The organism is Heyndrickxia coagulans 36D1, assembly GCF_000169195.2.
Lineage (GTDB): Bacteria > Bacillota > Bacilli > Bacillales > Bacillaceae_C > Weizmannia > Weizmannia faecalis.
This window is the reverse complement of sequence record NC_016023.1, coordinates 1891078-1903574: the sequence shown is the minus strand read 5'-3', so window position 1 is coordinate 1903574 and position 12497 is coordinate 1891078. Positions and strand designations below refer to the sequence as shown.

Below are 12497 nucleotides of genomic sequence, written 5' to 3'. Positions count from 1 at the left end.
CATTTGGCGCTTTACAGGTGACGGGTACTGTAACGGTAAATGCGTTCCTTTTCTGGGTTCGTTTTCCACATTTCAGTTCTTATGCTTTATACTCATCAAAAGCGATAGAATTTAAAACAAAAGACCTGGTTCCCTTCACATGAAAACCAGGTCTTGCCTTTATGGATCATTTGTCAATGCCTGTGGTGATTTGATCTCAACCGATTGTCAAGCCTTGATATTTTTTTATTTCTTCCAATGTTGGAATCGCGTCTTGTCCGCCGGCACGTGAGACTTTGATACCGGCCGCAACCGATGCAAACCGGGCCGCCGCCACAAGATCGTCCGTATCGATTAGCGCATCGGCAATGGCACCGGCATAGCAGTCGCCTGCCCCAACCGTATCAACAGCCTGCACTTGAATAGAATCGACAAAAGTGATTTTACCCTGCTGAGAAACAAGGCTGCCTTTGCTTCCCATTTTAACAATGGCATTCGGGACTCCGAGTTCATGAATCTTTTGAGCCGCAAGCAGCGCACTTTCTTTATCCGTCACTTTAATACCCGTGATCGCTTCCGTTTCCTGGCTGTTTGGCAGTACAAGATCAGCATATCGGAAAGCCTCCGGTGTAATGCCGCCAGCCGGTGCCGGATCGAGAATAACATACATGCCGCGTTGTTTTGCCAGCTTCATGGCTGCTAAAATCGACTCTTTGCTTGTTTCCATTTGTATCAATAAAATTTTCGCTTTCAAATTCGCGAAAGCTTTTTCAATATCTTGCCCGGTTAATGCTTCATTGGCGCCGATTGTGCCAACCATCGTGTTTTCCCCTGACTGGTCCACAAGTGCAATAAACGTCCCGGTTCCGGCTTTATCTGTCTTCATAACGCCGGTGACATCCACACCCCGGCTGCGCAAATTTTCAAGCATCTGGTTGCCTGCGCTGTCATTGCCGACCGAACCAACCATTGCAACCTTTTTGCCAAGTGTTGCTGCGCTGGCTGCCTGGTTGGCACCTTTGCCCCCCGGCAGCATTTTAATCGATTGGCAAAATTCCGTATTCCCGTATTTCGGATAAGTTTCACAGTTTACCACAACGTCCATGTTAATGCTTCCTACCACCACAACATCGAATTCCATTGTCGGTTCCTCCTCTGTATGTCCGTTATTAATGATGCAATTGCCACAATGCCTCATCCATATATGCCGGCTGATTTTCGTTTTTCTGATGGTGCCGTGTTCACTGCAGCATGGGCGTCTAATAAGTTTCTCGTACGCTCCACATTTTCCCGCAGCGTGCCTTCCTTTTTAAACACGGCGCTTGTTCCGCACACATACATTGTGGCGCCGTTTTCTTTGCAGGCCGGAATCGTAGATGCACCGATATTCCCGTCTACCTCTATCTCAATATTAAATTTGTTGCGTGTGATAGTTTCATGGAGACGGGCAATTTTATCATACACAGCCGGAATAAATTTCTGGCCGGCAAATCCCGGATTCACCGTCATTACAACAACGTAATCGGTTACGTCATAGACATAATCCAGCACATCAAGCGGCGTTGCTGGATTAATGGCAACACCGGCTTTTAAACCCTTGTTCTTGATCCTGGCAAGTGCTCCCTGCAAATTATCGGTTGCTTCTGCATGAATGGAGATCATATCTGATCCGCAGTCAGCGAATAAATCAATGAATCTTTCAGGCTGTTTAATCATTAAATGTGTATCCAATGGTTTATCAGTCAGCTTTCGGACGGTCCGGATAAAATCGGGTCCAAGTGTGAAATTCGGCACAAATAAGCCGTCCATTACATCAAGATGGTAAAAATCAACACCGGCTTCATCCATCTCTTTTATGTTTTCTGCTAAACGTCCCAAATCTGCACACATCAAAGACGGTCCTATTTTATTCATCTTTTTCACTCCTCGTATAACCCCGCACCATGGGGGGTTTTTCTTTTTAAAACGGAAACCGAAACAGGGGCAACGCCCACTTACATGAAGCTAAAATTGAAAACCTTGCCCCGGACTCATCATTTCCTTTTTTGCTTAACAAATGGGGACGGAAATACCTTCTTCCAAAGAATCAAGGTGCGTTTTTCAGCCCTCCATCCCCCGGAACCTGCCGGCTATCAATCAACCGATGACTCCCGTACAACAAGTTCAGGTTTTACTTCATATTTCCTCGGTTTTTCGTTTTCGTTCCGGATTAACCGGATCAATTCCTCAATCGCCAGCCGGCCTGCCTTATGTTTTTGCTGGTCAACCGTCGATAACTGCGGCGTAGAGAATCGCGAAAACTGGATATTATCATAGCCAACGATTTTAATATCGGAAGGCACTTTTAACCCGGCTTCCGTACAAGCGCGGATGGCCCCTAACGCCATGGCATCGTTCGAACTGAAAATGCCGTCAAAGGACGCTCCGCTTTTTATCAGGCCTTTCACCGCTTCATATCCGCTTTCCATGCTGAAATTCCCGTAAACGACCTGTGGCACTTGCCCATGCCCATCCTCTTTTAAAACTTCCAGGTAGCCGGTTAAACGGTCATTTGCACTTTTTTCATCTTTCGGGCCCGACAGATGGACAATTTTACGGCATCCGCCTTCTTTTATAAGATGCCGTACCGCAAGCCTTGCTCCTTTTTTATGATCCACCGTAATGGAAGAATAAGGGTGGTCCGACTGCGACCTGTCGATGGTAATGGTACGGACTCCCCGGCTTTCAAGGAAATCGAGATCTTTTGTTTTCACGTACAGTGAATTAATAATCGCACCTGTTACATAGCTGCTTAGAACGGAATCCAAGTAGTATTTTACTTTTGAACGTTCATCATCGCTGTTGCATAAATACACATGGTAACCATAAGCATTGGCAGCTTCCTCAATCGCCTTCACCAATTCCGGAAAAAAAGGATTTTCCAACGAAGGAATCAGCAAAGCAATTAAGTTTGTATTTCCTTTTGATAAACTTTTTGCCAATGTATTAGGCTTATAGTTCATTTCTTCTGCTATTTTACGTACGCGTTCAATCGTTTCCGGGCTGGCTTCGCCTTTATTGTTCAAAATTCTGGATACCGTTGCAGTTGAAACACCGGCTGCTTTTGCCACATCGCGTATTGTTACCATGAGCATAAACTCCTTTTCGTCTTACGTAACCGATTACGTTACTAATGTAAGCCTTTTTCTTTATTTTGTCAACGGTTTCTTTTTGTAAAATCATTTTTTTCGTATATTCCCCGGTTTCTTCTATATATAGAACTTATCCAATTTGCCAGCAATAATCAGGATAGCTGCAAAAACGTTTGATTTCCCATCTCTATATGTTAAATCTGTTTTTGCGTACAACGCCCTATACATCTAAATTTTGGCCAAAGCTGCCGGAATTGTTGGCAAGACCAGGGCTTTTGCCTGTTCAACGCTGGCTGGACCGGTGAAATCCGTTTTATTTTTCCGCAAAGCAGGCTGCCTTTTAGAAAAGGGATCAAAATGCTTCAGGAAATTTGGATATATTTTCTTTTATGAAAACGGTTGAATTTATTTTGGGAGTTTGCTATATTATAGATAATCCTTTTTGTTTCGTTTACGTAACCGGTTACGAGGCAAAAGGAGGGACACAACCATGATGTTTGTCGATAAATTGAACGAAGGTTTCCGCTTTTTTATTGACTTAGGCGCACCAGCCATGATGTTTTTTATCATTACCATTTTATCTTTGTGTGTAGGCGTATCTATCTCGCGTTCTATTGAAGGCGGGATTCGGATGGCATTGGCGCTCACAGGTATGAGTGCCGTTATCTCATTATTGACAAGTGCGTTCGGCCCGGCCCTTCAAAACTTTGTGAAGGCAACCGGCGTATCACTTGGCATTACCGACCTGGGATGGGCGCCGCTAGCGGTGATCACCTGGGGATCGATTTACACACTTTATTTTGCTTTTATTTGCCTCATCACAAACTTTATTCTTTTGATTGCGAAGGCAACCAGCACATTAAATGTTGACTTGTTTAATATTTGGAACATTTCCGTTCTTGGATTGCTGATTTTGCATTACTCCGGAAACAATATGATCGTTACAACATTATTTGTCGCATTTGTTTACGCGCTGATGCTGATCAATTCGGATGTCATGAAACCGACCATCAATGAGCTCCTTGATTATGACCAAACCAATATTACAACAACGGCACACCCGTCATTGTTAGTCGCTCCGGTCGCGATGGTGTTTAACAAGGTGATTGATAAATTTCTCCCGTTTATTGATAAATTTGACTTTAATGCCGATACGCTCAATAAAAAAATCGGTTTCTGGGGAAGCAAATTTGCGATTGGCGCATATCTCGGGATTTTCATCGGTTTATTGGGGCAGCAATCTCTTAAAGATACTTTTGCGCTTGCATTTACCGCTGGGGTTTCGCTTGAATTGTTTGCTTTTGTCGGCGGATGGTTTGCCCCGGCGATTGACCCGCTATCAGACGGGATTACCCAAATCATGAGCAAGCGATTGCGCGGAAGAAAACTTTTAATCGCCATTGACTGGCCAATCCTTGCCCCAAGAGCAGAAGTTTGGGCGGTGGCCAACATTCTTGCGCCAATTCTGTTAGTGGAAGCCATGATTTTACCAGGAAACCACGTCTTGCCGCTTGGAGGGATTTTGCTGACGGTGCTGACGCCGGCACTCTTGATTGTTACCCGCGGAAAAGTGATCCGGATGACCATTATTGGAACCGTGATGATCCCATTGTTCCTTTGGGGGGCAACACTCATTGCCAAATTCTTAACGTCCGCATCGATTGCCATGCATAGTTTTCCGGCAGGGCTTTCAAAAGGCGCACTCTTCTCATCTGTTGACTCGGACCCGATTGAGAAAATGCTCGCCATCTTGTTTGGGAAAGCGGCTGATACGCTGGATTTGAAGCTTATTGCTTTTTCCATTCTGGCACTGGCCGGATACATCCTGCTGTTTGCCTGGTACCATAAACAAATGCGGAAAAGAAACGCAGCCATTGACGAGACGATCCAAGCACAATCCGCCCAAAACCAAAGTTCCAGTGTAAAAAAAGTGCTTAAAGCGGAATAATTGAGAAATACCGCCCTGAAAACGGAAAGAGGTTTTCAGGGCTTTTTTAGCTATGGGCGGCTCTTCATCAATTTCCCAAACGGCAGACAAATATTTGCACGCTGACAATTTACCGTCTTTGTTTCACGGCTTGGGCATCGTTCACTGGGGATTTCATCCATCTCCCGTCCGTGCGTTCTCTCCCATCAGCAAAGCGCTTCACCGCCCCTGCCGCCGGCTTGCGTTTCGAAGCGGCAGGGCTTATTTTCCTATATCCATAGCAGCACCCCCTTTTTTACAAGATTCACCAATATTCCCTTGTTTTTAAACTTCGGGTATGCGATCAGCCGGTTCAGATCTTTTACGGTTAATGCAGAAGGCGGGATGGCGAGTTCGTATTCGCCCCGCAACTGATATACGAGTGACAGCGCATATTCCGTTTGTTTCGGTGTCAGTGAATAATCTTCCGCACTGGCAGTCTGCCCGGCTTTTGTTTTGCCCATTTCAGCCAAAAGCGCTTTTAATTTGGCATCGACAAGTGCTTCTATTTTTTCCTGGCTGATTTGCTCCTTATCCCGCCTTTTAAGCCATTTTTCCAAAAACCCTCTAAGCAATGACTTTCTTCAAAAATTGTCCCTGATACTATTTTACCAAGCCGGCCAGGGATTTTTCTATATTTTTAGTGTAATATGTATTTTCATAGGAAAATTGTCGCAGCCGGTATAGTATAATGAGTAAAAAAGATGGTTTGGAAGGAATTGGAATGGCCGTTACGATTCCTGAGTCAATCAGGTCTTCCGCAACAGCGGGAGAGCGCTGTTGTTCCGTGCGCTGAAACCATCCGGAAAGCACGGTTAGAAAGGAACGGTTTTGTTGAATAGCAGATCAGCCAATAAGCATTGCTGGGCGCAAAAGCAGGAAAAAAATCGATGTGCAAAAACGGCGGGACACTTTATGTTGCCCGCCGTTTTGGATGGCAATACGATGGAAATCCCCCGCCAGATTTGGCGGTTGCCGCGCATTTCAGGCTCCGGCCCGTTTTCCAAAAGCGAAGTGCTAGTCCATGTTTAATATCCCGTTTTGTGGAATCTCAATTTGGAAATGGGTTCCTTCCGCTGAACTTTCAACGATCCGGATATTGCCGAGATGCTCAATGATAATCTTTTTCACATAAGGCAAGCCTAATCCCATTCCTTCAGGTTTCAATGACAAAAAAGGGTTAAAAACACTTTCCCAGTGTTCCCGCCCAATCCCTGTGCCAGTATCTTTAAAATGGATCATAATCATTTCCTGGTCCACTTCAATCCGGATCGCAATCCTTTTGTCCTTTCTATCTTCGGGAATCGCCTCTATGCTATTCTTAATAAGATTGATAAAAACTTGTTTCAAATTTGCTTTATTTACGTACGCATCAAGGGAATGATAACAATTCAGCAGTTCAACTTCGATATGATGTTCTGTTAAAATGGCTTGGGAAAACGCAAGAGACTCCCTGATGATCGATTCCAGATTTTCTTTCTTAAAAGTGGTGGAAGATGATTTCAAATAGGTCTTGTAGTTATCTACTAAGTCATCTAAATGCTCAGAAGTTTTTTCTATCATATTTAAATAAGCTTTATCTTTTTTATCCATACCAGCGCTTGCATTTAACATTTGGGAAAAGCCCTTAATGATTTGATTCGCATTTTTCACTTCATGAATCAGACTTCCGGCTAAGTTGCCGGTGTAGTCCAATTTCATCTGCCTTTCCATTATTTCATAATAGTTTGCCTTTATATTTGCGCCTAATTTTATGAACTCCATGACGATCAAGGTTGAGAAAATGATAACCCCGATACTGCTGGAAATACCACCGGTTCCAGGAGAAAAGTTTAAAAAACCGAATATGTATAAAAGCAGGGAATACAGGCTAAACCTGGCCAGGAATCTTTTGATATTTTGGTTTACCATTCCTTTGGTCATCATGAATATAAGGATTAAAAACAGTAAGAAGCTGCCCATATGTAAAATATATAGCCAGATCAGCGGCCCGTATTCAGGAAATAAAAAGAGGGTATTTGCCCCATTTTTATTCGCCATATACAAGCCTTTTGTACCTAAACTTGTCCAGTTTATAAAATAAATAACCGTACTCCAGAAAATCAAAAAATATAAAACCTTTTTATTGAGTAAAACATTCGATAGTTTGTCCAGCCATTTCCGTCCTGCCAGAAGTGCCGGCTGGCCTTTTATGATAGAAAAAGCAATGTAATAGACAACCGGTATGGAAAAAGTCGTCCCGCCCCGAAGAAATTTGAAAAGAACAAGGATCGTTTCCTTGCTTAATACTTTTCCGAGAAAAAGGACGCCTATATCGAATTGCCAGGCCGTGATCAAAAGCATATAGAATCCCAATATCAGAGACAGCTTTGACTCTTTATAAAGTGATTGCATACTCACGGCCAGGACAATCGGAATGAATCCTATCGTAAAAATCAATACCCCCATAACGATAGTACCTCATCCCCTTTCTAACTCTTGGTGTATTTCTTCATATAGGCACATGCGTTATTGCCGCCAAATCCATGGTTGGTGATGGCCACTTCATGAATCTCCCGATAGAGGGTCTCTGTTACAATATTCATTTCTTCATACCCGCGCCTCGTTGTCCGAATCGTTGGCGGGATAAAGCCATATTGCATGCTTAAAAGCGATGAAATGACTTGCAAAATACCAATGGCGCCAAAAGGGTTCCCATACATGCTTTTGATTGAAGTATAGGGAACTTCATGGTTAAACAACTGTTTGGAACAGTGCTGCTCGATTTGGTCGTTCAGTTCAATGCCAAGTGCCTGGCTGTTGATGTAATCCGGTTTTCTTCCCATTGTGACTTCTTTTAACGCGTTTAACATTTGGTCCCCGGATCCGTCCAATGAAAAAATGTTGATCCCATCATTATTGGAAACGACATCAACGATTTCGCCTTTTATATCCGCTTTTCGTTGAACGGCATCTTCTTCCCTCTCCAGCACGATTGCCCCTGCCGCTTCCGACATTGCAAACCCTTTACTTCCTTTTTGAAACGGCACAGCGCCTTCTTCAAGCGTTTGGTTAAGCGGTATCGTTTTTGTTTTGGCAAACGCATAAGTTGTCGCATTGCATATCGGGCTGTCCGTTCCGCCGACAATGGCCGCATCCACTTTTCCGCTTTTCAAGTAAAGGATTGCATCTTCTACTGCTTCCAAACTGGAAGTGCAACCTGTTGTAATCGTTTTTTCGACGCCCCTGGCCCCAATATAATGGCCAATGGCAGCCGTAATACTATGGTAATTCGCATAGTGGGAGAATATGAGCGATACTTTTCGATACAGTTCATGATTAGCGTAGTGAATGGAATCCTGGTACAGTTTCTCTCCCGTAGCACCAAGGGATAATCCGAAAAACAAGCCTACTTTTTTATGCCGGACATCCAGCCTGGAAGACGCGATTGCTTCTTTCACTGCAGCGGTCCCCATTTTTGTTACTTTTGGGAGGCGCTTTAGTTTATCATCTGCTTCTATTTGTTTCAATTCTTCATCCTGGATAAGCCCGGCAATGGTTGATTCTCCTTTTGGCCCCATGCCCTCCGCCACTTGTAATGTGCAAACGCCGTTTTTCAAATTAAACAAATACTGATCAATGTTCCTCGTATTTGGCGCAAATATCCCGTATCCGGTACATACTATTTTCATAACGGCCCCACCTATCGAGTATTTTACTTGTCTATTATAGCAAAAACACGCCCATTTTGATTTATTGTTTTGAAAAAATACAATGGTTTTGCAAATCGTGCTGCGTTTCCTTCTCATAACCCATGCCCCCACTATTTTCCCAGCTTTCTCAAAAAGATTTGGTTGCTTTTCTTGCATTCACCTGGAGTTCAAACCATTCCTTATTATCTGAATTGCATTAGCATGTTTTGGCTAAAACCATTTTAACTCCCTGATTGTGTATCTTCACTTATTTTTGTTTCATTTGGATGGATTTTTTATCCATCAATTCTTTTTGAAGATATCCTTTCATTTCCTTAAGCCTTTGCGCTACCAGAAGTATGTAAAATCGTACTTACCTCAGCATGGATTTTCAATCATTACCGGACTCTACAGCCTGAAGCATTGAGACTATTTGTCCCGTCCCTATAGAGCTTGCTGAACGAATCAAACTTTTTATATGAATTTTATTTAGCAAGTCCTATTTATTCATGTTCTCAAGAGTTAAATTGGATAAAACTGTAAAAAAGCCAGGGCATATATTCTTTACCCTGGCTTCAAACTATTCACTAATACAATTATTGCAGCCACATCTTAAACAATCCTTCTCCTATCCCTAAGTTGTACATATAATAGATACCAAATACCGTACTGATGGCTCCAGTGATTTGCGTAAGCGTCTTATTTGCCTCTACTCTTTTAGCGCTTATGATAAACGGGATACCTAGAATAGTTGTAAAGAAAAGCATGCCGAATATAGTTCCAATTCCAAATATCAAAATATAAATAGCTGATTCGAAAACGCTTTTAACGGTACTCATTGTAAGCAGTACCATTGCCCCGCTCCCGGCAAGTCCATGTACAAGCCCGATACACACTGATTTGATGTAAGAATAGTTTTCGGATGGGTGTTTATGACCCGGTTCGTGATAATGATGATGTATACGTACCCTTTTAAATGCAGTCAACGTTGTAATGCCAAGATAAACCAGCATAATTCCAACAAGAAATTCAAGTGACATAGCCCATTTTTCCGGAATTTCCCCCTTTATAATTAAAAGGCAAATTCCAACAATAAATAAGGTTGCCGTATGTCCGATCCCCCAAAAAACGCCTGCAAGGGATGACTGAGACAATTTCTTGCTCCGACTGGCAATTGTAGATACAGCAATAATATGATCCGGTTCAATCGCATGTTTAATTCCCAATACAAATCCTAATGCAAGGACAGATATAAAACTTACATCCATTTAATGCCACTCCTTTCATCCTGCTAACCGGGAACCTTGTATATAGATTGCCAGTCCCATGTTGAAATTTTACATAGGCCGGAAATAACCCTCTTCGTCAAAATCTATCTCCTTTAAAGGCTCCAAGACTTCAATATTTTCCTTATTTTTCAGCTCATTAAAAATAGTCTCAGATACATATAGTTCTCCAATATGTAGCGTATTGGGAATTCTTACAATTCTTGCCCCTTCCCAAGCTATGCCCCAGTTTGCACGTAGAGCTGCTTTTAATGCTTCCCGGTCATTATCAAGGATAATTGGGATTTTTGCCCGGTCTAAAAAAGTACTCGTAATTACATTTTCATTCATTGCTTGATAATCAATTTTTTCTACTAAACGCTTTGTCGTTAAATCTGCAAGTCCGATTCCCAAGGCATTTCCATGGCTCTCCTCACTCAAATCAGAAGCGATAATGTATTTGATATTCGGTTTTTCGGGCTCTTTTACTCCTAGTACTCGTATCCTGCCGATAATATTGGTATCCATGCCTGTGCCGCTATAATTTTTTCCTATTTCATCAACTACCAAAATATCAATATCATTGACTGGGAGGCTTGGCATTAAAGAAAATGCTTTTTGCAATAATTCCTTTTCTCTTTCTTCAATCCGTGTGGGCTCCAAAGCTTCAATAATAGCTGTTTCATCATAAGCATTTTCCACAATGGCTATTCCGAACAGTACATTGGATTTACGGATGGCAATTTTACCGACTTCGGGCATCATTTCACTGATTCCCTTTATTCCATACGTGTGTAAAGCTAAGGCCTGTTTATGCTTGCCCATACCTATTGAAGCCATTTTTAAAATACCGCTTTCAATTTTATTTTTAAAATCAGTATGTGGCTTCACACGGCCCATTACGATAATTCCATCAGCATTATAAGCATTTTTATCAACATAGACAGGAATTCCGGCTGATGTTACTCCAACCTCCACAGCATCCATAGAAGAGCGGATTTCACAGCCGGTGAATTCCTCGGTTATCCCTAAACCCTTCAATACCTCAACTTGTCCATCAGCCGTAGCTCCCCCGTGGCTTCCCATAGCTGGGATGACGAAAGGCTTTGCCCCCCTTTTTTTAATTTCATCCGCGACACTTTTAACGATTAAAGGAATATTAGCAATTCCTCGGCTTCCTGCAGTAATGGCAATTTCCATACCAGGTTTTATTTTTTTATCTGCATTTACGCGTATGAACTCATCTTTAATTGTGCCGGGAATATCCTTTAAGCTCTCTGCTTGAAACGTCTGCTTTATCTTTGCTAATTTAGGAAATGACATTATGCTATTCCCTCCCAATACCTTTTATGGTTAGTTTCTCTCGACCAGCAATAGAAATCACAAAAAGACTGCTTTATTATGGCCCTTTTCTTTTTATATTGATTTATTTATTCCAAAGTTTTAGGCGCCAATTCAATCGCCATACGAATTGCTTCCTTTAAGGACAACTCGTCGGCTATATTTTTTCCGGCGATATCAAAAGCTGTTCCATGATCCACACTTGTACGAATGATTGGAAGCCCTACCGTAATATTAACTCCAGCTTCCAGGCCCAGTACTTTAATTGGCCCATGCCCCTGATCGTGATATTGGGCTACAACAATATCAAAGTCTCCTCGTCTTGCCCTAAAGAATAGTGTATCAGCTGGAAGCGGTCCTTCAACATTGATCCCCTCCGATCTTGCTTTTTCAACAGCAGGTATAATTTTCTCTTCTTCCTCTCCATGGCCAAACAACCCATTTTCTCCGGCATGAGGGTTAATACCGCAAACTGCTATTTTAGGAGATTCAATTCCCGCTTTTTTCAAGGTTTCATGGGCAAGCCTAATAACTGTGTATTCCCGATCTACAGTAATACTTTGAATCGCATCAATCAAACCAATATGGGTTGTGACATGAATAACCCTTAAACCTGGAGCCGTCAGCATCATGGCAAAATCTTTTGTATTAGTTAATTCTGCAAGAATTTCCGTATGTCCTGGATATATATGACCTGCTTTATGGATTGCTTCTTTATTTAATGGTGCTGTACAAATTCCTTGGATTCTTCCTTCATTGGCATATGTTATTGCTTTTTCCAAATAATGGAATGCAGCATTGCCAGCCTCAGGGGAAACCTGCCCCCACGGCAAGTTTTCAGATACTAAGTCCAAGTCAATAATATCGATAGTACCTGATTGATACTTACCCTCTTCCGGACTGGAAATACTATTTAAATGGAGATTACACCCCGTTACCGCTAGCGCTCTTTTTAAAATTTTTAAATCGCCAACTACAAATGGTTGGCATCTTTCGTAAATTTCCTCATCGCTTAATGATTTTGCAATAATTTCAGGCCCTACACCTGAAGGATCTCCCATTGTAATTGCGATAACTGGTTTATTTGCTGCCATTTTTAATTCCTCCCACTTTATCATTTATTGATTTCAGCCATACTTGTTAC

The 12497-nt window shown here is 42.3% G+C and carries 10 protein-coding genes; 1 reads left to right on the top strand and 9 read right to left on the bottom strand.

Annotated features, from left to right (window positions below; all coding sequences use genetic code 11):
- Nucleotides 1-196: 196 nt before the first annotated feature.
- The 3 genes from BCOA_RS26225 to BCOA_RS26215 all read right to left on the bottom strand — a co-directional run bounded on the left by BCOA_RS26225 (nucleotide 197) and on the right by BCOA_RS26215 (nucleotide 3107).
- Entirely contained in the window at nucleotides 197-1120 is a 924-nt protein-coding gene (locus BCOA_RS26225) for a PfkB family carbohydrate kinase (RefSeq protein ID WP_014097039.1), read from the bottom strand.
- Nucleotides 1121-1173: 53 nt separating this feature from the next.
- Nucleotides 1174-1893, bottom strand: coding sequence for a ribulose-phosphate 3-epimerase (gene rpe, locus BCOA_RS26220; protein ID WP_017552347.1), 720 nt, complete (start codon nucleotides 1891-1893; stop codon nucleotides 1174-1176).
- A 218-nt stretch (nucleotides 1894-2111) separates the two neighbouring features.
- Nucleotides 2112-3107, bottom strand: coding sequence for a LacI family DNA-binding transcriptional regulator (locus tag BCOA_RS26215; protein ID WP_014097037.1), 996 nt, complete (start codon nucleotides 3105-3107; stop codon nucleotides 2112-2114).
- Nucleotides 3108-3600: 493 nt separating this feature from the next.
- On the opposite strand from BCOA_RS26215, the gene BCOA_RS26210 reads away from it, so the two are divergent.
- Nucleotides 3601-5058, top strand: coding sequence for a PTS transporter subunit IIC (locus tag BCOA_RS26210; protein WP_014097036.1), 1458 nt, complete (start codon nucleotides 3601-3603; stop codon nucleotides 5056-5058).
- A gap of 248 nt (nucleotides 5059-5306) precedes the next feature.
- On the opposite strand, the gene BCOA_RS26205 is transcribed toward BCOA_RS26210, so the two are convergent.
- The 6 genes from BCOA_RS26205 to pdxA all read right to left on the bottom strand — a co-directional run bounded on the left by BCOA_RS26205 (nucleotide 5307) and on the right by pdxA (nucleotide 12447).
- Nucleotides 5307-5636, bottom strand: coding sequence for a hypothetical protein (locus BCOA_RS26205; RefSeq protein ID WP_014097035.1), 330 nt, complete (start codon nucleotides 5634-5636; stop codon nucleotides 5307-5309).
- A 457-nt stretch (nucleotides 5637-6093) separates the two neighbouring features.
- Nucleotides 6094-7524 carry a sensor histidine kinase gene (locus BCOA_RS26200; protein ID WP_014097033.1) on the bottom strand — a complete coding sequence of 477 codons (1431 nt, stop codon included), beginning with the start codon at nucleotides 7522-7524 and terminating at the stop codon, nucleotides 6094-6096.
- Nucleotides 7525-7547: 23 nt separating this feature from the next.
- Nucleotides 7548-8747, bottom strand: a complete 1200-nt coding sequence (locus BCOA_RS26195) for a beta-ketoacyl synthase N-terminal-like domain-containing protein (protein WP_014097032.1) — start codon at nucleotides 8745-8747, stop codon at nucleotides 7548-7550.
- Nucleotides 8748-9343: 596 nt separating this feature from the next.
- Complete coding sequence (locus BCOA_RS26190; RefSeq protein ID WP_014097031.1) at nucleotides 9344-10015, bottom strand: urease accessory protein UreH domain-containing protein; 672 nt, start codon at nucleotides 10013-10015, stop codon at nucleotides 9344-9346.
- Nucleotides 10016-10084: 69 nt separating this feature from the next.
- Nucleotides 10085-11335, bottom strand: a complete 1251-nt coding sequence (locus tag BCOA_RS26185; protein ID WP_014097030.1) for a lactate racemase domain-containing protein — start codon at nucleotides 11333-11335, stop codon at nucleotides 10085-10087.
- A gap of 107 nt (nucleotides 11336-11442) precedes the next feature.
- Complete coding sequence (gene pdxA, locus BCOA_RS26180) at nucleotides 11443-12447, bottom strand: 4-hydroxythreonine-4-phosphate dehydrogenase PdxA (RefSeq protein WP_014097029.1); 1005 nt, start codon at nucleotides 12445-12447, stop codon at nucleotides 11443-11445.
- Between the last annotated feature and the right edge of the window lie 50 nt (nucleotides 12448-12497).

Bases quoted from the DNA above. Each gene is read 5' to 3' on its own strand.
- BCOA_RS26225 (WP_014097039.1), bottom strand. From the start codon at position 1,120: ATGGAATTCGATGTTGTGGTGGTAGGAAGCATTAACATGGACGTTGTG.
- rpe (WP_017552347.1), bottom strand. From the start codon at position 1,893: ATGAATAAAATAGGACCGTCTTTGATGTGTGCAGATTTGGGACGTTTA.
- BCOA_RS26215 (WP_014097037.1), bottom strand. From the start codon at position 3,107: ATGGTAACAATACGCGATGTGGCAAAAGCAGCCGGTGTTTCAACTGCA.
- BCOA_RS26210 (WP_014097036.1), top strand. From the start codon at position 3,601: ATGATGTTTGTCGATAAATTGAACGAAGGTTTCCGCTTTTTTATTGAC.
- BCOA_RS26200 (WP_014097033.1), bottom strand. From the start codon at position 7,524: ATGGGGGTATTGATTTTTACGATAGGATTCATTCCGATTGTCCTGGCC.
- BCOA_RS26195 (WP_014097032.1), bottom strand. From the start codon at position 8,747: ATGAAAATAGTATGTACCGGATACGGGATATTTGCGCCAAATACGAGG.
- BCOA_RS26190 (WP_014097031.1), bottom strand. From the start codon at position 10,015: ATGGATGTAAGTTTTATATCTGTCCTTGCATTAGGATTTGTATTGGGA.
- BCOA_RS26185 (WP_014097030.1), bottom strand. From the start codon at position 11,335: ATGTCATTTCCTAAATTAGCAAAGATAAAGCAGACGTTTCAAGCAGAG.
- pdxA (WP_014097029.1), bottom strand. From the start codon at position 12,447: ATGGCAGCAAATAAACCAGTTATCGCAATTACAATGGGAGATCCTTCA.